This is a genomic window from Sinorhizobium sp. RAC02 (assembly GCF_001713395.1).
GTDB lineage: Bacteria > Pseudomonadota > Alphaproteobacteria > Rhizobiales > Rhizobiaceae > Shinella.
In genome coordinates this window covers 1,774,604-1,796,173 of record NZ_CP016450.1, presented here as the reverse complement: position 1 = coordinate 1,796,173, position 21,570 = coordinate 1,774,604, and the positions used below count along the sequence as shown (strand labels likewise).

The window sequence follows — 21,570 nt, the reverse complement described above, 5'->3', positions numbered from 1 at the left end:
CGTCAGTGGCTGATATCTCATCCTACCAAAAAATCGGGGAGCCTGCCTTCATCAATTCTCGTGAGGCGGCTCCCCTGATCACTTATCCGTTCGTTGCCGGAACCTCTTCGGCCGGCGTCTGGCCCGTACCTTGGCCCGTGCCGCCGGTGGCTGCATCCGGATCCTCCGCGCCGCCCTCGGCCGGCGCTCCTTCGGCCGGTTTGCCGCGCAGGCGATCGATGATCGTCGCATCGGCATCCTCCGGCAGGAGCGCCACGAGGCGCGAGCCGAGATTGTCGAGCAGCGGCTTCGATTTCGCCGTGGTGACCCAGCCCGGCTGCTGCTGCGGTGCCACCAGCCAGTTGAAGAACAGCATGGCGACGACGACAAGCAGGATGCCGCGGGCGGCACCGAACAGGAAGCCGAGCGTGCGGTCGAGCGCGCCGATGCGGCTGTCGATGATGAAGTCCGCAATGCGCATGGTGATGAACGAGATCACGATGAGCGCGACGAGGAAGACGGCGGCGGCGGAGCCGACCATCGCGACCGTGTCACTCGTCGTGTAGTCCTTCGCGTAGGGCAGGAGGACCGGATAGAGGAAATAGGCGGCTGCCGCGGCACCCACCCAGCTTGCGACGGAAAGCACTTCGCGCGAGAAACCGCGCACCATCGCCAGCACCGCCGAGAACAGCGCGACACCGATGACGATACCGTCGAGAATTGTGATGGGCATATTCGTCCTACTCCAAACCCGAAATGTCGCCGGGCCCCACATCCGGGTCGGGGCACCTTAGCGGAAGGCGTGTTCACCGTCTCAGTTCGGCACGCGTTTCCCACAGGGCTTTGTCCACGCGCCGGAGGGCGTCAAACGTCCTCGTCTTCCCGCTGGAGGGCGCGCTTCGATCCGGCAATGCGCGCCACCAGATCCGGCAGGCTGTCGATCTCGTTCCAGCGGCCGCCAGCGCCTTTCGGCAGATCGGCGGAACCGGCGGGGAGCACGGCCTGCGAAAACCCCAGTTTTTCCGCCTCCTTGAGGCGCTGGGCGGTGTGCGCCACCGGGCGAATGGCACCCGACAGGCTGACTTCGCCGAAATAGACGCAATCGGCGGGAAGGGCAAGACCGGCGAGCGACGAAACGAGCGCAGACGCAACGGCAAGGTCCGCCGCCGGCTCCGAAATGCGATAACCGCCCGCCACATTGAGGTAAACATCGTGTTGCCCGAGCCGGACGCCGCAATGCGCCTCCAGCACCGCCAGGATCATCGACAGCCTTGCCGAATCCCAGCCGACGATGGCGCGGCGCGGCGTGCCGAGCGAGGTGGGGGCGACCAGCGCCTGCACCTCGACAAGAACGGGACGCGTGCCCTCCATGCCGGCGAAGACGGCGGCACCCGGTGACTTCGCATTACGCTCGCCGAGGAAGAGTTCCGATGGATTGGAGACTTCGCGAAGCCCCTTGTCGGACATTTCGAAGACGCCGATCTCGTCCGTCGGGCCGAAGCGGTTCTTGACGGTGCGCAGGATGCGGTAGTGATGGCCGCGGTCGCCTTCGAAATAGAGCACGGCATCGACCATGTGCTCGACGACACGGGGGCCTGCGATCTGGCCGTCCTTGGTGACATGGCCGACGAGCACCATGGCCGCACCCGTCTGCTTGGCAAAGCGGATCATCGCCTGCACGCCGGTGCGCACCTGTGTCACCGTGCCGGGCGCTGCCTCGGCCGTGTCGCTCCACAGCGTCTGGATCGAATCGATGATGACGAGGTCCGGCCGTTTGCCTTCACCGATGGTGGCGAGAATGTCCTCGACATTGGTTTCTGCGGCGAGCAGCACGTCGGTCTCGGCTGCTTGCAGGCGCTGCGCGCGCAGGCGCACCTGCGCGACGGCCTCTTCGCCCGAGACATAGATGACCCGGTGGCCACCACGGGAGAGGGCGGCCGCTGCCTGCATCAGGAGCGTCGACTTGCCGATGCCTGGATCGCCGCCGATCAGCACCGCCGAACCGCGCACGAAACCACCGCCGGTCGCCCGGTCGAGTTCGGAAATGCGGGTGTGGATGCGCGGCGCTTCCTCGATTTCGCCCGACAGCGCCGTCAGCGCGACCGGCCGGCCCTTCTTCGGCACTTTGCCGGGTCCGGAGCCGATGCCGCCCATCGGGTCTTCCTCGACGACGGTGTTCCACTCGCCGCACCCCTCGCACTTTCCGACCCAGCGGGAATGCGCGGTGCCACAGTTCTGGCAGATGAATTGCGTGCGGGCTTTCGCCATCTGGTCTTGCTTTCCGGAACACGTCTCAGGGATTCGTTCCGGAAGCCATTAGCACAAAGAGGGAACATGTCCTACTTTTTCGCCGTCTCGTAGCGTCGTTCGTAACGTCCGCCCAGACTGGTCAAGAGCTCGTAGTCGACGGTGCCGCCAGCGCGCGCCACATCGGCGATCGGCATGTGGTTTCCGAAAAGCTCGATGAAGTCGCCGGCGCGCACACTTCCAGCCGGCAGGTCCGTCACGTCGAAATGGGTGAGGTCCATGGTGACGCGGCCGATCAGCGGCACGGGGCGGCCATGCAGCACGCCGCTGGCGCCAGGAATGTTCGCGGTGCGCAGCGGCACGCCGGAGCCGGAAAGGCTGCGCATGTAGCCGTCGGCATAGCCGATCGCCGCGACCGCGATGCGGGTGTCACGGGTAAACACCATCGAAGCGCCGTAGCTGACGCTTTCGCCGGCCTTCGCCTCGCGCACCTGAAGGATGCGCGCCTCGGCGGTGACGACCGGTTTCATTGGGTTCGGCACGTCGTTGACGGCAGCACCGCCGTACAGCGCGATGCCGGGGCGGGTGAGGGTGAAGTGATAATCCTCGCCGAGGAAAATGCCGGCCGAGTTGGCGAGCGTCGCATCGATATCGTCGAAGGCCTCGACGACGCTACGGAAGCGCTGGAGCTGCTGGCGGTTCAGGGGATGGCTCGGGTCGTCGGCGCAGGCCAGATGGCTGAGCAGCATGATCGGCGAGAAGCTGGCCGGCCGCGCGGTGTCGCTGGCCAGCGCCAGCGCATCCTCGACGCGCAGGCCGAGCCGGCTCATGCCGGTATCGACATGCAGCACGCAGGGCAGGTCACCACCGTCGGCAACGGCCGACATGAAGACGACGAGCTGCTCTTCCGAGACGATGACCGGCACCAGATCGAACTCGAAGAACAGCCGCTCGGAGCCGGCCCACATGCCGGACAAAACATAGATGCGGACATCGGGCAGCAGGCCGCGCAGCGCAGCCCCCTCGGCAGGCGTGGCGACGAAGAAATCGCGCGCACCGGCCTGATGGAAGCTCCGCGCCGCCGGTTCCAGACCGATACCATAGGCGTCGGCCTTCAGCACCGCGGCGGTGCGGGCAGCACCCGAGCGCCGGGCCATGGCGCGCCAGTTGTCGGCGAGTGCCGAAAGGTTGATTGTCAGGCGGGCGTGATCTTCGCCGGCGACGGGCAGGGAGGAACGGGTGGAGGTATGGTGCGTGCTCATGGCTCTGAGATACAGCCTGTGGACTATGGCGGCAATGCGCTCGTCCGTCGCATTGCCGCCGGAAGGGGGCGTCTCTATGGTGCGGAAAAAAGGAAAGACCATGCGGCGCGCAGTAACAGCGACCATTGGGGCGATGGTGCTCGTCCTGGCCAGCAAGGCCGCAACTGCCGCGCATGACCTGCCGACGGATGCCGAGATGCGCGCGGCGCACGCCGTGCTGCTCGGCCTTGCCCAGGATGGTGCCGAGCCGGAGCGCGACAAGGGCGGCGACGTCTACTACTCGATCGTCGAAAACCCCAGTGCGCCGCGGCTGGTGACGCGGCTCGAAGTCTCCGGCGCCCCCTGTCGCGCCCGCACGACGTCAGCCCTGCAATTTCCGGAACAGTGGGCGACGCTGACGCTCGGCCTCGTCGATTTGAGCCGGGTCGCCACGGTTGCCGCCTATGCGTCGGTCGACGACATGATTGCCGAGACGAACCCGGTTCCCTTCGATTCGCCAGAGGCGGAGCAGATCGTCCTGACGGGCGAGGGCCTTTATTGTTCGAGCCGCATGTCGCTGTCCGGCCAGAGCAATGCGTCTGACGATATGTGCGCCGACAGGCTCGACCTGCCGATGATGGACGAGGCACAGCGCACGCGTGCACAGCGCGCGCTCGCCATCGTGGCACACTTCTGCAAGGCCCCGGCATTTGTGAAGAAGTAAGAGTCTCGGGGGAAGCCCCCTCATCCGCCTGCCGGCACCTTCTCCCCGCTGGGGAGAAGGGTAAACCCGAGACGTGGCATCCTCCATTCCTTCTCCCCAGCGGGGTGAAGGTGCCTGAAGGGCCGGGCCACCCGGCCGAAGTCTCAGTGCTCGTACTGCGTGAACGACGGGTCGGCGAGGTCGGTGAAGCGGGTGAATTCCGACTGGAAGGCGAGTTTTACCGTGCCGGTCGGTCCGTGACGCTGCTTGGCGATGATGACATCAGCCGTGCCCTTCACCGCTTCGAACTTCATCTTCCACTCTTCGTATTTCGGATCGAACTCGTCGCGCGGCTCCATGTTCTTCACATAGTATTCCTCGCGGAACACGAAGAGCACGACGTCGGCGTCCTGCTCGATCGAGCCTGATTCGCGAAGGTCGGAGAGCTGCGGGCGCTTGTCCTCGCGGCTTTCCACCTGACGGGAGAGCTGGGAAAGCGCGATGATCGGTACGTTCAGTTCCTTGCCGAGCGCCTTCAGGCCCGTGGTAATCTGGGTGATTTCCTGCACGCGGTTATCGCTGGATTTGCCCGAGCCGGTCATCAGCTGGATATAGTCCACCACGAGGCAATCGAGGCCGCGCTGGCGCTTGAGGCGGCGTGCACGGGCGGATAGCTGGGCAATCGAGATACCACCGGTCTGGTCGATGTAGAGCGGCACTTTCTGCATCATCTGGCTGCAGGCGACGAGCTTTTCGAAGTCGGTCTCGGAAATGTCACCGCGGCGGATCTTCGACGAGGAGACTTCCGTCTGCTCGGAGATGATGCGGGTGGCGAGCTGTTCGGAGGACATTTCGAGCGAGTAGAAGCCAACAACGCCGCCGTTCTTCGCCTTGTAGGATCCGTCCGCCTGGATTTCCGGTTCGTAGGAGGCGGCGATGTTGTAGGCGATATTGGTGGCAAGCGAGGTCTTGCCCATGCCGGGGCGTCCGGCGAGCACGATCAAGTCGGAGCGCTGCAAACCGCCCATGCGGCCATCGAGCGAGTGGATCCCGGTGGAGATACCCGACAGGCTACCGTCGCGCTCAAATGCCTGGCCGGCCATGTCGATTGCCAGCGCCACCGCGTCGTTGAACGACTGGAAGCCGCCGTCATAGCGGCCGGTTTCGGCCAGCTCGAAGAGGCGGCGCTCGGCGTCTTCGATCTGGGTCTGCGGCGGCATGTCGAGCGGCGCGTCATAGGCGATGTTGACCATGTCCTCGCCGATATTGATCAGCGAGCGGCGCAGCGCCAGGTCATAGATCGCGCGGCCATAGTCTTCCGCGTTGATGATCGTCACGGCCTCGGCGGCAAGGCGCGCGAGATATTGCGGGATCGTCAGGTCGCCGACCTTGCTGTCGGTGGGCAGATGCGTCTTCAGCGTGATCGTGGTGGCGATCTTGCCCATGCGGATCGTGTCGCCGGCAAGTTCGTAGATCTTGCGGTGCAGCGGCTCGTTGAAGTGGATCGGCTTCAAGAAATCCGAGACGCGGTAATAGGCGTCGTTGTTGACGAGAATGGCGCCGAGCAGGGCCTGTTCGGCCTCGACGTTGTTCGGTGCCTCGCGGTGGTGCAGCTCCGCATTCTCGCGACCGGCCTGGTTGAGCTTGCGCACGGCGTCGTTCATCGTCCCGAATCTCCCGTCCCTGTTTTAGAAGGTCGCTGGTGTCGTTCCTTTGCTGCCGGGGGTCAAGCGCTTCCGGCCCTGGCCATGCTTTAGGCCCAGTCTTAGACTTTTCCACAGGCGGCCAGGACACGGCAAGCCCGGATTCCGCCGGGCCTGCTCGCTTTCGGTTGACTCATGCGCCGAATCTCACAGCGACGCCTCCTGCGGGAACTGGCGCGCGCCACGCCGATCGCCCTTCGGGTTGCCCTCATGCGCCTTGAGGCAATCCTCGCCGCGCCCGATATATTCGCGCGTCAGCGGCACGGCCTCCTGATCATGTGCGAGCTGGAGCTGGAAGACGACGAGGTTCTGCCAGCGGAAGGCGCTTTCGGATGCGGCGAGGTAGAACTCCCAGACCCGGCAGAATTTTTCATCGTACAGCGCCTTGGCCTCCTCGCGCCTTGCCATGAAACGTTCGCGCCAGTGGCGCAGCGTCTCGGCATAGTGCAGCCGCAGGATCTCCACGTCCGTTACCGCAAGTCCGCTCTTTTCGACCGCCTGCATAACCTCGGAAAGGGCAGGGATGTAGCCACCGGGAAAGATGTATTTCTCGATGAACGGGTTGTTGGCCGAGGGCTGGTCGGTGCGGCCGATCGTGTGCAGCAACATCACGCCGTCGCGTTTCAAGAGCGACGCGCTCTTCTTGAAGAAGGTGAGGTAGTTCGGCCGGCCGACATGCTCGAACATGCCGACCGAGACGATACGGTCGAACGGGCCTTCCGTGTTGCGATAGTCCTGCAGCAGGAATTTCACCGCATCGGAAAGGCCGGCCTCGTTCGCCCGCTTTACGGAAAGCGCGTGTTGTTCGTCGGAGAGCGTTACGCCCGTCACCTTGGCGCCGAGCTGGCGCGCAAGATAGAGCGCCATGCCGCCCCAGCCGCTGCCGATGTCGAGCACGCTTTGGCCCGGCCGATTGATGTTGAGCTTGGCGGCGATGTGCCGCTTCTTGGCAAGCTGTGCCTCGTCCAGCGTCTGGTCCGGCTGCTCGAAATAGGCGCAGGAATACTGGCGGTCCCGATCGAGGAAGAGATCGTAGAGGGCGCCGGTGAGATCATAGTGGTGCTGTACGTTCCGGCGCGAACGCATGACGCTGTTCTGTTCGCGCGCCCAGCGGAAGAGATAGCGCACCCGCTCGAGAAGGTGGTTCCAACGGGAATCGTAGTATTTGAAATCCGGGTTGCCGGTGAAGACGGTTTTCAAGAGGCCGTACATGTCGCCCTCGATGATATCGATATCGCCGGTGCCGTAATGATGCCCGAGATAGTAGGCGGGATCGAATGCGATACCCCAGACCGCTTTGCGGGTGTTGAGACGCATGTGGATGGGATTGCCGGTGCCATCGCCAAAAGCCTGGATGGATCCGTCCGGGTAGGTGATCTTCAGATTTCCGGTCTCGACGAGGCGGGAAACGAGAGCCTGTACAATGAACTTCATTCGCTAAACTCCGTCGCGCTTTAAAAAGCGGCGGAACGGGTCGTGGTCGGAAACCGGCCTGGGAAGCGGCCCGACCGCCAATCCAGTCTAACGACATATAAATATTGATGCGAAAAACCGGATTTCAAGATGTGCTTTTTAGCCCTTGAAACGGCAACGGGCCGGCAGAGCCGGCCCGTCGTAGACGTTATTTGCGTAGAAGCCGATATCAGGCGTCTTCGTCTTCGCCTTCAGCTTCCGGATCGAAGAAGTCTTCCGGCTTCAGGGCGTCTTCGTCAACGCCGTAGATGGCGTCGGCCGACGTCAGGCTTTCGCCCTTCGTCTGGCGCTCGGCTTCATCGGCGGAGCGGGCAACGTTGACGACGATGCTGATCTCGACTTCGGCATGCAGGTGCAGCACGACCTTGTGCAGGCCAATGGCCTTGATCGGCGTGTTGAGTTCGACCTGGTTGCGGCCGACGTTGAAGCCTTCCGAAGACAGCGCCTCGATGATGTCGCGGGCGGCGACCGAACCGTAGAGCTGGCCGGTTTCGCCGGCGGAGCGGACGATGACGAAGGTCTTGCCGTCGAGCTTTTCGGCAACCGACTGGGCTTCCGACTTGCGCTCGAGGTTGCGGGCTTCGAGCGTCGAACGCTCGGATTCGAAGCGCTTCTTGTTGGCTTCGTTGGCGCGCAGCGCCTTGCCGAGCGGCAGCAGGTAGTTACGGGCAAAGCCGTCGCGAACCTTGACGATTTCGCCCATCTGGCCGAGCTTGGCGATGCGTTCGAGGAGAATGACGTTCATTTTCGAGTTCCTTTCTTGACGTTCAGGTATTCTGGTTTTTCTTCTCGGCCGGGCTGGCGGGCGTCAGCGCGATCGTGCGCCGCGTGTCCATCATGCCCAGGATGAGGATGGCGAAAATCGGTATCGTGAGAAGCAATACCGAGAGATAGGCGAACCACAGGGCAAAAAGCCGCCACGGCTTGCCGCGCGTCCTGAAATGCAGGCTCGCGAAGCCGGCAAGCACGAAACCGGCCCCGAAGGTGCCGCAGACGAGCGCGCCGATGATCGCCGGCACGCCACCCATGAAGGTGCTGACGAGACCGGCGAGGAAGATGAAGATCGCATTGCGGTGCATGCGCAGCGTCGACGGCATGTCCTCGCGCGGGCGAAGACCCTTGCCCGACAGGCGGACGATGAAGCTTGCAATGTAGTAGGCGGCAAACAGCAGGAACACCCAGAGCGCGCCCTGCACGAGTGGCAGCGCCAGCGCAAAAATGGTCTTCATCTGCGCGATCGACGCCGCATCCGGATTGTAGAGCGGCTCCTGCGCCTTCAGCGTCTGGATGACGATATCGACGAGCTGGCTGGCCATCGCGCTGTCGTAGCCGACGATCGCGCCGACCGCGATCATGCCGAGCGTCACCATAAGCGCGAGATGGACGAGAATGTTGGACAGCGGGTACCAGGCGAGCGCGCCTTCCGGGCCGCCGAGTTCGGAGGCGGGGCGCGCGAGGTTGGCCAGATTGCTGAGCCAGCCGGCCGGAATGAGCGTGATGATGACGATCATCAGCGCGAAATAGGAGGAGACCAGAGCGGACGCGACAGCGCCACCGGCAACGACGGCAATCAGCGCGCTGGCATTGCCCCAGCCGAGGCCTGCAATGAGAATGGGAAGCGCGGACGCAGCGTAAAGCACGATTGCAAACGACGACTGTGCGTTCGCGCTCAGCGAAAGCAGAGCGGCGGTCACACCGGCAATCAGGCCGGTCGCAATCGATGTCGGCGTCAAGGTCTTCACGGTTCGCTGTCCTGTCTGTTCAGACAGTTAGAGGAGTTTCCTGACACAGTGATTCAGGACCGTCTCCCCAACATGGGATTTTGGTCTCCAGGAGACCGGCGGCTCCGATCCGCGCCCAACGCGGAAGGGAAATGGGGAAGGCGGCAAAACCGTCTTCCCCGGAGTCAGGTGTCTCGCCCCGACGTCGAGTCAGGCCGCAGAGTCACTCGCTTACGCTACGACGTAGGGCAGCAGGCCGAGGAAGCGGGCGCGCTTGATCGCCTTGGCGAGTTCGCGCTGCTTCTTCTGGGAAACGGCCGTGATGCGGGACGGAACGATCTTGCCGCGCTCGGAGATGTAACGCGACAGAAGACGGACATCCTTGTAGTCGATCTTCGGAGCGTTTGCGCCCGAGAAGGGGCAGGTCTTGCGGCGGCGGTGGAACGGACGGCGTGCCGGAGCGGAGGAAGTATCAGCCATTGTCTTAGTCTCCTTCTGCTTCGATTACGCGCGGTCTTCGCGGGCCGGGCGGTCGCCGTCACGGCGCGGCGGACGATCGCCGAAGTCGCGGCGCGGGCCACGATCGCCGAAATCGCGGCGCGGGCCGCGGTCGTCGCCATCACGACGCGGACGGTCGTCACGGTCGCGCTTCTGCATCATTGCCGACGGGCCTTCTTCGTGGGCTTCGACAGCGATGGTCATGTAACGAAGAACGTCTTCGTTGATGCGCATCTGGCGTTCCATCTCGTGGATGGCAGCAGCCGGGGCATCGATGTCCATCAGGGCATAATGCGCCTTGCGGTTCTTCTTGATGCGGTAGGTCAGGGACTTGAGGCCCCAGTTTTCGATACGGCCGACCTTGCCGCCGAGCGATTCGATCACACCCTTGTACTGTTCGACGAGAGCGTCGACCTGCTGGGCGGACACGTCCTGGCGGGCCAGGAATACATGTTCGTAGAGAGCCATGTGGCTTTGCCTTTCTTGCGTTTACACCCGAAACCGGCGCCAAGCCTCAACGACAGTTCTTAAGGGCGCGAGGCCCGAAGCAAGAAAAGCGTTAATCCAGACGGTCGAGAGCGGAGACACGGGAGGCTGGAGCCCTTGGCTCCAAACGGCGTTCCTACAGGATCACCGGCCCTCCGTTCAGCCACCAGCCGATTGACCGGGTGTGTTGAACAGCGCGCTTATACGGATTTTTCGGCCGAACGCAAGGGGAGACATTGCTCGGTGTTATCATGCCGACGCGCCCGTCGCTTCGGCAAGCCGCTGGGCAAGATCCTCCGGCATCCAGGCATCCGCTGGTGTAAGTTTGCCTTCGGCAGCGAGTCGCTCGGCGATTGTGAGCGCTGCTGCATAGCGTGCGGCTGCGCTACTCGGATCAGCTTGTGCAAGCTTTACAAGGCTGATGATCAGGTCTCGTTGCCATAAGGCATTGTCTGGGTCTCGGTCAGCGAGGGCTTTTGTGATCTTTAGAGCGCGGACATGGACTTTTAGCGCAATTTCCACATCCCCCGTTTTACGTCGTATATCGCCGATTGCGTGGTAGCCTACCGCGAGGTCGCGCTGCCAGATGGCATTGCCTGGATCGTGTTCCACGAGAGTCTCTCGGATTTTGAGAGCTGCGTCGTAAGCCTCAAGCGCACCTTTCACATCGTCTTGTCCAAGACGTATGTCGCCGATCGAGTTGTAGCTAACAGAGAGATTACGCTGCCATATGGTGCTGCTCGGATCACGCTCGACAAGCGTAGTCGCGATTTTGAAAGCCTCATCAAAGGCTTCCAGTGCGGCTTTGGTATCGCCTCCAGCGCGCCGCATGTTGCCGATCTTATGATGACTCACGGCAAGATCGTGCTGCCATTCGGTGTTGCTTGGATCGAGGTGAGTAAGCGTCTTTGCTATTTTGAGCGCCTCGCCATAGACGTCTAGCGCACCTTGAGCGTCGCCCTCGTCACGCAGCATATCACCTATTCTGTTGTGGCTGACGATGAGGTCACGCTGCAATTCAGCATTGTGTGGATCTCGTTCAGCGAGCATCCGTGCAATTTGGAGAGCCTCCTCATATGCTTCAAATGTAGCTTTGGCATTGCCTTCAGCGCGCCGCATGTCGCCTATCTTGTGGTAGCTTATAGAAAGATCACGCCGCCACCCGGCATTGTTTGGGTCGCGTTCGATGAGGGTTTCCCGGATTTTGAGCGCGTGGCTATAGGCGTCGAGCGCACCTTTGGAATCGCCCTCCGCATGTCTCATGTCGCCGACCCTGTTGTAGCTAACGGAGAGGTCCCGCAACCATTCGGAATTGTCTGGATCGCGTTCGGCAAGAGCCTTTGCAATTTTCAGGTCCTCAGTGAAGGCGTCGAGTGCCGCCTTGGCATTGCCTTCAGCACGTCGCATGTCGCCTATCTTGTGATAGCTGATTGAGAGATCTCGTTGCCAATCGGTATTGTTTGGATCGCCTTCAGCGAGGGCTTTCGCGATTTTGAGGGCCGCACCATAAACGTCGGACGCGCCCTTGGCGTCGCCTTCGTCACGCCGCATGTCGCCAATCCTATTGTAACAAACGCCGACTTCGCGTTGATCTTGAGCGCTTTGACAGATCATAAGGGCCTTTCGATAATTCGCCTCGGCTTCGCGGCGGGCTCCGATGGTTACAAGCTCATCACCAAGCTGAAACCAGCGCCAGTGCATCTCGGCGTCCAACGCAAGCGCCGCCCGAAGCGCGGCGATCACCCCGACATGGTCGTAAAGCGGTGCGAGGATATCCGCCTCCTCGAAGAAAAGGCGCGCACGTGCTTTGTCGCGCATCTGGGCGGTTTGCTCTTCCGCCCTCTGCGCGGCGCGCACCGTCGCCAACGCGCCTTCGATGTCGAGGGTCTTCAGCTTCGCGCGCGAGAGGTTAATAGCGCGGTCGATGGAGGGCTCGTCGTTGTGCACGACGGCGAGCGTCTGCGATTGTGCCAGCATGGCATCGACGGCCTCGCCGAGCACGCGGCCGATCTGGTCGAGCGGGACGTCGGAATGGCCAAGCAGGCGTGTGAGGACAGGGCGCAGATCGGCGACCGACACGCCCTTTTCGCGAGCGGTTGCATCGAGGATTTTCTGCTGAAAAGCGAGATTCTCGCGGTGCCGCCGCTCGGCAGCCTCTTCCGTCGCATTCTGGCCAGCCAGCAACTGGTCTGTTTTACGATCGATCGCAGCGGTCAAATCAAGAAGCGCCCGGATGCGGTGATAGGAACCGGCCTGCAGCTCTGCGGACCAGATCGCCCCGAAGGCGGCATTGTCCTTCAGCCGTGCGCAGGCGGCGCGCACGAACAGGTCGTGCCAGCCATCCCGTCCTTCCGCATTGCCGTGAAATGCGGCGGCCAGGAAGGCGGGCAGATCATCGCCGATCTCCTTGGCGAGTCCCTGCACGACGGCCAATTCCATCTCGCGCCGCACGATGTTTGCATCCGCGGCGCTGCCGGTCCGTCCGGCAAGTGCCGTCTCGAAAGCGGCCGGAAGCGCGATGAGCACGCGGCGTTCTTCCGACCCAATGTCTTTTGCGGCTTCGCCGTCGAACTGCCGGGCATCCTTCGCATAAGCACGCAGAAGTGCGGAAATCCTTGCTCCCTCCGCCTTGCGGGCGGGGTCGATTTCCGATTTCCGGCCTGCATCGAAGCGATCCAGGATCGCGTTGAGGGCATCAAGGTGCGAGAGGCGCAGTGCGAGCACGATATGATGGTTGCGGTCGATCTCTGTGTGTCGACGCAGGAGGGATGCGCCGAGGGTGGGCCCTGCCTCCTTGAGGGCATCATGCATGAAGTTGCCGGCGACGCCTGACATGAGGCCACCCGCCACGCCGAGCGCCCGCGATGTCAAGCTGCCGACTGTTCCTGTTGGGTCGCCGGTTATCAGCGCACTTCCAACCGCCAGCACCACCGATCCCACACCCTTCGTTATGACCGACATCTCATCCCTCAGCACATTGCCCTCCCAATTTGAGGCACTCGCCGGGAAGCTGCAAGGGGAAGAGCGTTTACCATTTGAAGGAAATGGAACTTAAACACGAGTGGCGCGTTTTCCCGTCGATCCAACCATATGGAGTGACCGACATGCAAGACCCGAACCTTGTCAATCGTCCCCCGGAAGATCGTTATACGCCTCCGGTGGATGATCGTGGCCCGACCGTCGTCAATCAGACGACCGGCGGCAGCGGCACCGGCGGCTGGGCCGTCGCCGTGATCCTCGCTGTTCTCGTCGCCGTGGGCATCTTCTATTTCGTCGGCAGCGGAACGCCGGGTGACGGCGTCGATCCGAACGCCAATACATCGGCGATCGGCACGACCGATACGGCTCCGGCCGGTGGCGCCACCACCGATGGCCAGACGGGCGGCGCGACCGGCGGCACGCAGCCGCTGGAAGTCCAGCCGAATGGCGGCCAGACCGAAGGCGGTGGCGCAACCACGACCACCCCGTAACCATCGTCACCCAGCATGGGGCCTTGAGAAACCCGCCGTTTCGGCGGGTTTCTTTTTGCTTCAAGCCAAGCGCCAAACCCTTGCTATCGAGCGAAACTCTTTCGGGATTTTTTGAAGAAACCCCGGCGGCGAACTCGGCTAGCTTCTCCTGCCCGAAGTGGAGGCTTCGGATCGCCGCGTTCAAGCGGCATCAACCACGCCGGGAGGAGAAGCCATGGCAAACCATAGCGTTCGTGCGCAGGCACGACGGAGCGCGGCTGCGCTTGAGAGCGAAAACCGGATCGAGGTGCGCGCATGAACGCCCATACGCATCCGGATTTGCCGACATCAACGACAAACGACCTGGTTTTCGCGCTGGAGGACAAGCCGAAGCCGCCGATCGCCCTGTTGGCCGCGATCCAGCATCTGCTCGCCATCATCGTTCCGATCGTCACGCCGGGACTTCTGATCTGTCAGGCGCTCGGGGTTTCGGCCCGCGACACCAACATGATCGTTTCCATGTCGCTGGTCATTTCAGGCATCGCGACCTTCGTGCAGTGCCGGCGGTTCGGCCCGCTGGGTGCCGGCCTGCTGATCGTCCAGGGCACCAGCTTCAACTTCGTCGGCCCGCTCATTGCGGGTGGCGCGCTCATGGTGCAGCAGGGCGCGCCCGTCGAGGCGGTCATGGCCTGCATCTTCGGCGTGGTGATCGCCGGCTCGTTCATCGAGATGGGGCTGTCCCGTATCCTGCCCTTCGTCAGGAAGCTCATCACGCCGCTGGTGACGGGGATCGTCGTTCTGATGATCGGCCTTACGCTGATCAAGGTCGGGCTCATCAGCATGGGCGGCGGCTTCGGCGCGATGAAGACGGGCACGTTTGCAAACGGCGAAAACCTCCTGCTGTCCGGCACCGTTCTCGCCCTTATCATCGGCCTCAATCGTGTCCAGATCGTCTGGGTGAGAAGTGCCGCGATCATCATCGCGCTTGGCGTCGGTTATGCGCTTGCCGCCGCGCTCGGCCGTCTCGATTTCGCGGGCGTTCATGAGGCAGCCTGGTTCCAGGTGCCGACGCCGCTGCATTTCGGGCTCGATTTCTCCTGGTCGCTGTTCGCGCCGATGGTGGTGATCTATCTGGTGACGTCGCTTGAAGCGATCGGCGATATCACCGCGACCAGCAAGATTTCGCGCCAGCCGGTCGAAGGCCCGGTCTGGATGGAGCGGGTCAAGGGCGGCGTGCTGGTCAACGGGGCGAATTCGTTCCTCGCCGGCATCTTCAACACCTTCCCGAGCTCGGTCTTCGCGCAGAACAACGGCATCATCCAGTTGACCGGCGTCGCAAGCCGCCATGTCGGCGTCTACATTGCGGGCGTGCTCGTGCTGCTCGGCCTGTTCCCGACCACGGCCGGCATCATCCAGGCCGTGCCGGAGCCGGTTCTCGGTGGCGCAGTGATCGTGATGTTCGGCGCCGTTGCCGCTTCCGGCATCAACATCCTCGCGGGCATCCAGCTTGATCGGCGGGCATTGCTGATCATTGCGATCTCGCTGGCTCTCGGTCTTGGCGTGTCGCAGGTGCCGGAATTCGTTTCGCACATGCCGCGCTTCCTGAAGGACGTGCTGGAATCGGGCGTTGCGACGGGCGGCCTTTGCGCCTTGCTGCTGAACTGGCTGTTGCCGGAAACGCAGGAACCCAAACCCGTCCATTGATGGACAGTCCGGGCGGCCGAATACTCGGCCGCCCGGCTTGGCTTACATCGGCGCCGGATAAAGCCGGTGAATGCGGCGAATGCCGTTCATCACGTCGGCCGAGAGCGTGAGATCCGCCGCCCCGATATCCGTCTTCAACTGCTCCATCGACGTTGCGCCGATGATGGCGGAGGCCATGAAGGGCCGCGTCAGGCAGAAGGCGATGGCCATTTGCGCGGGGTCGATCCCGTGTTCCTTTGCAAGTTCCATATAGGCGCGCACCGCCGGCTCCTGAAGCGGCTGGTAGCGGCCGCCGAGGTCGCCGTTTTTCATCAGGCGCGAGCCTTCCGGCTTGGCGCCGTCGAGATACTTCCCGGTCAGAAGCCCAGCAGCGAGCGGGGAGTAGGCGAGCAGCCCGATATCCTCGTGGTGCGACAGTTCTGCGAGATCGAGGTCAAAGGTCCGGTAGAGCAGGTTGTACTCGTTCTGGATCGAGGCGACGCGCGGCAGACCCTTGTCCTCGGCGAGCTTCAGCATGCGCATCGTGCCCCAGGCCGTGTCGTTGGAAAGACCAAGCGCCCGCACCTTGCCGGCCTTCACGATATCGCCGATGGTTTCGAGGATTTCCGCAAGCTCCGCGGCGACCTTTTCGCGGTCCTGCTTGGACGGGTCGTAGCTCCAGGCGTTGCGGAAATGGTAGTGACCTCGGTTCGGCCAATGCAACTGGTAGAGGTCGAGATAGTCGGTCTTGAGGCGCGACAGGCTGTTGTCGATCGCTTCAAGAATGCCGGCGCGACTGATCGGAGCGCCGTCACGTATATAAGGACGGCCGGGGCCGGCGACCTTGGTGGCGAGCACGACCTTGTCGCGGTTGCCGCGAGCCTTCATCCAGCTGCCGATGAAGCGTTCGGTGTCGCCGTAGGTTTCGGGGGAGAGGGGAGTGGTTGGATAGAGTTCGGCCGTATCGATAAAGTTGACGCCCTGGGAGAAGGCGTAGTCGAGCTGGTCGTGCGCGTCCTGCTCGCTGTTCTGCGAGCCCCAGGTCATGGTGCCGAGGCAGATTTCCGACACGCTGATGCCGGTCCTGCCGAGCGGATGATATTTCATGGGAGGAAAAATCCTGTTGTGGGAACGGCGCGAATGTAGGCTGGCCGTCGTGAAGTGCAAGACGGAATAGGGCGATTCCCTGTGCGAAGGCCTTGGAAATGGCTGTTCCGAGAACGTTGGGTCTGGTTCAGTGCCTTGACTCGGCCGACCGGAATGTGAATGGAAAAGAAAACAGAAGATGGGAGACCCCCTATGAGCGTAGCATTCACCTTTCCCGGCCAGGGCAGCCAGGCCGTCGGCATGGGCAAGGATCTCGCGGAAGCCTTCCCGGAAGCGCGCGCCGTTTTCGCGGAAGTCGACGAGGCCCTCGGCCAGAAACTGTCCGACATCATGTTCGAAGGCCCGGAAGAGACGTTGACGCTCACGGCGAACGCCCAGCCGGCGCTGATGGCGGTGTCGATCGCTGTGATGCGCGTGCTCGAAGCGCGCGGCCTGTCGCTGAAGGATCAGGTCTCCTACGTTGCCGGTCATTCGCTCGGTGAATATTCGGCGCTCTGCGCCGCCGGCACCTTCTCGCTTTCCGATACCGCGCGGCTCCTGCGCATCCGCGGCAATGCCATGCAGTCGGCCGTGCCGGTCGGCGCCGGCGCCATGGCGGCGATCATCGGCCTGGAGCAGGCGGATGTCGAAGCCATCTGCCAGGAAGCCTCCAGCGGCGGCTCGTGCCAGATCGCCAACGACAATGGCGGCGGCCAGCTCGTCATTTCCGGCTCCAAGCCGGCCGTCGAAGTGGCCGCCCGGCTGGCGACGGAAAAGGGTGCCAAGCGTGCGCTGATGCTGTCCGTCTCCGCCCCCTTCCATTCCGCCCTGATGGGCCCGGCCGCCGATGCCATGCGCGAGGCACTGGCCGGTGTCACGGCGAAGGCTCCGGTCGTTCCGCTCATAGCCAATGTGCGCGCAGCACCGGTCAGCGACCCGCAGGAAATCGTGCGCCTGCTCGTCGAGCAGGTCACCGGCCAGGTGCGCTGGCGCGAGACGGTGGAATGGTTCGCAAAGAACGATGTCACCACGCTTTATGAAGTGGGATCCGGCAAAGTGCTGACCGGCCTTGCGCGCCGCATCGACAAGTCCGTCACCGGCATCGCCATCAACACGCCCGCCGATATCGACAGCGCGCTCGCTGCGCTCATCGGCTGATTTCTTTCACCAAAGGAACGGAACCATGCTTGATCTTACCGGCCGCAAGGCCCTCGTTACCGGCGCTTCCGGCGGCATTGGCGAAGAGATCGCCCGCATCCTCCATGCCCAGGGCGCCATTGTCGGCCTGCACGGCACGCGCGTCGAAAAGCTGGAAACGCTTGCCAACGAACTTGGCGAACGCGTCCATATCTTCCCGGCTAATCTCTCCGACCGTGCCGAAGTGAAGGCACTCGGTGAGAAGGCGGAAGCCGAGCTCGGCGGCGTCGACATCCTCGTCAACAATGCCGGCATCACCAAGGACGGCCTATTCGTGCGCATGAGCGATGACGACTGGGATGCGGTCCTGGAAGTCAACCTGACGGCCGTCTTTCGCCTGACGCGCGAACTGACGCATCCGATGATGCGCCGCCGCTACGGCCGCATCATCAACATCACCTCCATCGTCGGCGTTACCGGCAATCCGGGCCAGGCGAACTACTGCGCCTCCAAGGCCGGCATGATCGGTTTCACCAAGTCGCTGGCGCAGGAAATCGCCACCCGCAACGTAACCGTCAACTGCGTGGCACCGGGTTTCATCGAAAGCGCGATGACCGGTAAGCTGAACGACAAGCAGAAGGACGCCATCATGGGTGCCATTCCCATGAAGCGCATGGGCACCGGCGCGGAAGTTGCATCGGCCGTCGCATACCTCGCTTCGTCGGAAGCCGCCTACATGACGGGCCAGACGCTGCACGTGAATGGCGGCATGGCGATGATCTGAGGATGGGCCAAGTGCCCGACGGAACGGCATGAATTGCATGTTGACCGCTGGAGCACCGGCCATTTTCACACTTTGCGACAGACTTAAACCGTGTTAATCGGGCCATGACTGTCAGCAGTCGGCCGGCAAAGGCCTGAGCGATCAGGCGGTACGGGAACCGTATCGCCGTTGCCGCATTGCCGGTTGAAGGGTTTGCCGGATGTGTTCTTGAGGCACATCGGGCGCGTTGAGTGTCCGGTGCCGTGACAGGCACCGATCAAAAACAAAGGTCGAGGAATCCGACATGAGCGACGTAGCAGAACGCGTAAAGAAAATTGTCATTGATCATCTGGGCGTTGACGCCGAAAAAGTCAGCGAAGGCGCAAGTTTCATCGATGATCTTGGCGCGGACTCGCTCGACACCGTCGAACTGGTCATGGCGTTCGAAGAAGAGTTCGGCGTCGAGATCCCGGACGATGCCGCTGACTCGATCCTGACGGTCGGCGACGCCGTCAAGTTCATCGAGAAGGCCCAGGCCTAATCATTGATGCCGGGATGGGCTGCTTTTCAGCGGCCCGTCCCAGCCTCCCCTCCAGGAGGCCTATCTCCTCATGGAGAAACGACATAGAATTCTATAGGGTGGATTACGAACGATGAGGCGTGTCGTTATCACTGGTACCGGCATGGTATCTCCGCTTGGCTGTGGCACCGAAGTGACCTGGAGCCGGCTTCTCGAAGGCCGCAGCGGCGCCGCCAGGGTCACCACCTTCGAGGTCGACGACCTCCCCGCAAAGATTGCCTGTTCCATTCCGCTCGGCGACGGTTCCGACGGCACCTACAATGCTGACCAGTGGATGGAACCCAAGGAACAGCGCAAGGTCGATCCGTTCATCGTTTATGCGGTGGCCGCTGCCGACATGGCGCTTGCCGATGCAGGCTGGCATCCGAAGACCAACGACGACCAGATCGCGACCGGCGTGCTTATCGGCTCCGGTATCGGCGGTCTCGATGGCATCGTCGAAGCCGGCTATACGCTGCGCGACAAGGGTCCCCGCCGCGTTTCGCCCTTTTTCATTCCCGGCCGTCTGATCAACCTGGCCTCCGGCCATGTCTCGATCAAGCATAAGCTGCGCGGACCCAACCATTCGGTCGTCACGGCCTGTTCGACGGGCGCGCACGCCATTGGCGATGCCAGCCGCCTGATTGCGCTGGGCGACGCCGACGTCATGGTGGCGGGTGGTGCCGAATCGCCGATCTGCCGTATCGCGCTTGCCGGTTTTGCCGCCTGCAAGGCGCTGTCGACCGACCGCAACGACGACCCGACCGCAGCCTCGCGCCCCTATGACAGGGACCGCGACGGTTTCGTCATGGGCGAGGGCGCCGGCATTGTCATTCTGGAAGAACTGGAACACGCCAAGGCCCGCGGCGCGAAGATCTATGCCGAAGTTGTCGGCTATGGCCTGTCCGGCGATGCCTTCCACATCACCGCGCCGTCCGAAGATGGCGACGGCGCGTATCGCTGCATGCAGATGGCGCTGAAGCGCGCCGGCATTCCGGCCAGCGAACTCGACTACATCAATGCGCACGGCACCTCCACCATGGCCGATACGATCGAGCTTGGTGCGGTGGAGCGCCTTGTCGGCGATGCGGCATCGCGCGTTTCGATGTCATCCACCAAGTCGGCGATCGGCCATCTGCTTGGTGCTGCCGGTGCCGTCGAGGCGATCTTTGCAGCCCTTGCGATCCGTGACAATATCGCGCCGCCGACGCTGAACCTCGACAATCCCGCCGTCGAGACGGCGATCGATCTGGTGCCGCACAAGGCCCGCAAGCGCGAAATCAACGTGGCGCTGTCCAATTCGTTCGGTTTCGGCGGAACGAATGCATCGCTGGTTCTCAAGCGCTACGCTTGACCCGGTCCAGGGCTTTGGCCCCGGCGCGCAGCACACACCCAAGCGAGAAGAGCGGGTTCATCCTGTTTTTGCCGTATTGCTCTGCTGAGAGACGACGACAGCGCCGCGTTATTCGTGACGCGCAAGACACGGCGTAGCATTTTAAATTTCTGCCGAATTCGTTAAACCGGTGTCGATTTAACGCGTTATGCAGGGGCAATGCCCGAACATGATGAGGACAGTCCGTGAGCGACACGAACGATTCCGGCGAGACGCAGTTTGGCCGCGGTGAGACATCCGGCCAGCCGCGCATCATCCCCAAGTCCGCCAACGAGGCCCTCCGGCCGGAACAGGTGCCGCAGCCGCCGAGCCGCCGCCGCTCGCGCAAGGCACGCAGCCAGCTCGTCATCTTCCTGAATTTCGTCATGACGGTGGTCGTCTTTGCAACGATCATCGGCGTCGGCATCTTCTACTACGGCGTCAAGAGCTACGAAGAGCAGGGGCCGCTGACCGCCAACACGAACTTCATCGTGCGCGCCGGCGCCGGCACCAATGAGATCGCCGCCAATCTCGAGCGCAACAACATCATCACCGACAGCCGCGTCTTCCGCGTGCTGTCTCGCGTCTATCTCGATGGCCAGACGCTGAAGGCCGGCGAATACGAGATCAAGTCCGGCGCCACGATGCGCGACATCGTCGAGCTGCTGAAATCCGGCAAGTCGATCCTCTACAGTGTTTCCGTGCCGGAAGGCCTGACCGTCAAGCAGATCTTCAAGCGCCTCAAGGACGATCCGGTTCTCGAAGGCGACCTGCCGGCCGATCTGCCGGTCGAGGGTACGTTGATGCCTGATACCTACAAGTTCTCGCGTGGCACCAAGCGCGCCGATATCCTGCATCAGATGCAGGATGCGCAGAAGGCGCTGATCGACCAGATCTGGGAGCGCCGCGACGACGACCTGCCGATCGCGACCCGTGAAGAATTCGTCACGCTGGCCTCGATCGTCGAGAAGGAAACGGGCAGGGCCGATGAGCGCTCGCGTGTCGCCTCGGTCTTCCTGAACCGCCTCGACAAGGGCATGCGCCTGCAGTCCGACCCGACGATCATCTACGGCATCTTTGGTGGCGACGGCAAACCGGCCGAGCGGCCGATCTACCAGTCGGACCTCGAAAAGCAGACGCCCTTCAACACCTATGTCATCAAGGGCCTGCCGCCGACGCCGATCGCCAATCCGGGCCGCGCGGCACTCGAAGCCGTCGCAAACCCTTCGCGCACCACCGATCTCTACTTCGTTGCTGACGGCACGGGCGGCCACGTCTTTGCCGAGACGCTCGACGAGCATAACCAGAACGTCCGCCGCTGGCGCAAGCTGGAGGCGGAGAAGGCTGCCGAGGCTGCAAAAGCAGCGGGGGCCACCGGTTCGCAATAACGGGCTCTCCGGCAGTGGGCTGATCTTACAAGCCCCACGCATCGCAAAACATGGCAGACGGCCCTGGCGAAAACCGCCGGGG

At 62.8% G+C, this 21,570-nt stretch carries 19 protein-coding genes; 8 read left to right on the top strand and 11 right to left on the bottom strand.

Features of this window, described 5'->3' with window-relative positions; all coding sequences use genetic code 11:
* Positions 1–82: 82 nt before the first annotated feature.
* The 3 genes from BSY16_RS08625 to alr all read right to left on the bottom strand — a co-directional run bounded on the left by BSY16_RS08625 (position 83) and on the right by alr (position 3,488).
* Positions 83–712 (bottom strand): CvpA family protein, encoded by a 630-nt coding sequence (locus BSY16_RS08625; RefSeq protein ID WP_069059277.1) that lies wholly within the window; start codon positions 710–712, stop codon positions 83–85.
* Positions 713–843: 131 nt separating this feature from the next.
* On the bottom strand, positions 844–2,247 hold the full coding sequence (radA, locus tag BSY16_RS08620) for a DNA repair protein RadA (protein ID WP_069059276.1): 1,404 nt from the start codon (positions 2,245–2,247) through the stop codon (positions 844–846).
* A gap of 71 nt (positions 2,248–2,318) precedes the next feature.
* Positions 2,319–3,488 (bottom strand): alanine racemase, encoded by a 1,170-nt coding sequence (alr, locus tag BSY16_RS08615; RefSeq protein ID WP_069059275.1) that lies wholly within the window; start codon positions 3,486–3,488, stop codon positions 2,319–2,321.
* A 100-nt stretch (positions 3,489–3,588) separates the two neighbouring features.
* On the opposite strand from alr, the gene BSY16_RS08610 reads away from it, so the two are divergent.
* Positions 3,589–4,191 (top strand): hypothetical protein, encoded by a 603-nt coding sequence (locus BSY16_RS08610; protein WP_069059274.1) that lies wholly within the window; start codon positions 3,589–3,591, stop codon positions 4,189–4,191.
* 143 nt (positions 4,192–4,334) lie between these two features.
* Here BSY16_RS08610 and BSY16_RS08605 read toward each other — a convergent pair whose 3' ends face one another.
* The 7 genes from BSY16_RS08605 to BSY16_RS08575 form a co-directional block, all read right to left on the bottom strand.
* On the bottom strand, positions 4,335–5,834 hold the full coding sequence (locus BSY16_RS08605; protein WP_069059273.1) for a replicative DNA helicase: 1,500 nt from the start codon (positions 5,832–5,834) through the stop codon (positions 4,335–4,337).
* 186 nt (positions 5,835–6,020) lie between these two features.
* Positions 6,021–7,307, bottom strand: a complete 1,287-nt coding sequence (locus tag BSY16_RS08600; RefSeq protein ID WP_069059272.1) for a cyclopropane fatty acid synthase — start codon at positions 7,305–7,307, stop codon at positions 6,021–6,023.
* 208 nt (positions 7,308–7,515) lie between these two features.
* Positions 7,516–8,091 (bottom strand): 50S ribosomal protein L9, encoded by a 576-nt coding sequence (rplI, locus tag BSY16_RS08595; protein ID WP_069059271.1) that lies wholly within the window; start codon positions 8,089–8,091, stop codon positions 7,516–7,518.
* Between the two features lie 22 nt (positions 8,092–8,113).
* Positions 8,114–9,088, bottom strand: coding sequence for a YybS family protein (locus BSY16_RS08590; RefSeq protein WP_069059270.1), 975 nt, complete (start codon positions 9,086–9,088; stop codon positions 8,114–8,116).
* 210 nt (positions 9,089–9,298) lie between these two features.
* On the bottom strand, positions 9,299–9,547 hold the full coding sequence (gene rpsR / locus BSY16_RS08585; RefSeq protein ID WP_069059269.1) for a 30S ribosomal protein S18: 249 nt from the start codon (positions 9,545–9,547) through the stop codon (positions 9,299–9,301).
* 24 nt (positions 9,548–9,571) lie between these two features.
* Positions 9,572–10,033, bottom strand: a complete 462-nt coding sequence (rpsF, locus tag BSY16_RS08580) for a 30S ribosomal protein S6 (RefSeq protein WP_069059268.1) — start codon at positions 10,031–10,033, stop codon at positions 9,572–9,574.
* A 267-nt stretch (positions 10,034–10,300) separates the two neighbouring features.
* On the bottom strand, positions 10,301–12,886 hold the full coding sequence (locus BSY16_RS08575) for a tetratricopeptide repeat protein (RefSeq protein WP_150129904.1): 2,586 nt from the start codon (positions 12,884–12,886) through the stop codon (positions 10,301–10,303).
* Between the two features lie 269 nt (positions 12,887–13,155).
* Between BSY16_RS08575 and BSY16_RS08570 the strand changes: the two genes are divergently transcribed.
* Positions 13,156–13,521, top strand: coding sequence for a hypothetical protein (locus BSY16_RS08570; protein WP_150129903.1), 366 nt, complete (start codon positions 13,156–13,158; stop codon positions 13,519–13,521).
* 294 nt (positions 13,522–13,815) lie between these two features.
* Positions 13,816–15,204: a nucleobase:cation symporter-2 family protein gene (locus BSY16_RS08565; protein ID WP_069059265.1), complete on the top strand. Its 1,389-nt coding sequence runs from the start codon at positions 13,816–13,818 to the stop codon at positions 15,202–15,204.
* Between the two features lie 42 nt (positions 15,205–15,246).
* Here BSY16_RS08565 and BSY16_RS08560 read toward each other — a convergent pair whose 3' ends face one another.
* Entirely contained in the window at positions 15,247–16,290 is a 1,044-nt protein-coding gene (locus tag BSY16_RS08560) for an aldo/keto reductase (RefSeq protein ID WP_069059264.1), read from the bottom strand.
* Positions 16,291–16,482: 192 nt separating this feature from the next.
* Between BSY16_RS08560 and fabD the strand changes: the two genes are divergently transcribed.
* The 5 genes from fabD (at position 16,483) to mltG (ending at position 21,488) form a co-directional block, all read left to right on the top strand.
* On the top strand, positions 16,483–17,427 hold the full coding sequence (gene fabD / locus BSY16_RS08555) for an ACP S-malonyltransferase (RefSeq protein ID WP_069059263.1): 945 nt from the start codon (positions 16,483–16,485) through the stop codon (positions 17,425–17,427).
* A gap of 25 nt (positions 17,428–17,452) precedes the next feature.
* A complete protein-coding gene (fabG, locus tag BSY16_RS08550; RefSeq protein ID WP_069059262.1) occupies positions 17,453–18,190 on the top strand; it encodes a 3-oxoacyl-[acyl-carrier-protein] reductase in 738 nt (245 codons plus the stop codon).
* Between the two features lie 283 nt (positions 18,191–18,473).
* Positions 18,474–18,710 carry an acyl carrier protein gene (locus BSY16_RS08545; protein ID WP_018327362.1) on the top strand — a complete coding sequence of 79 codons (237 nt, stop codon included), beginning with the start codon at positions 18,474–18,476 and terminating at the stop codon, positions 18,708–18,710.
* 112 nt (positions 18,711–18,822) lie between these two features.
* Positions 18,823–20,082 carry a beta-ketoacyl-ACP synthase II gene (gene fabF / locus BSY16_RS08540; RefSeq protein WP_069059261.1) on the top strand — a complete coding sequence of 420 codons (1,260 nt, stop codon included), beginning with the start codon at positions 18,823–18,825 and terminating at the stop codon, positions 20,080–20,082.
* Positions 20,083–20,306: 224 nt separating this feature from the next.
* Positions 20,307–21,488, top strand: coding sequence for an endolytic transglycosylase MltG (mltG, locus tag BSY16_RS08535; RefSeq protein ID WP_069059260.1), 1,182 nt, complete (start codon positions 20,307–20,309; stop codon positions 21,486–21,488).
* Positions 21,489–21,570: the final 82 nt, after the last annotated feature.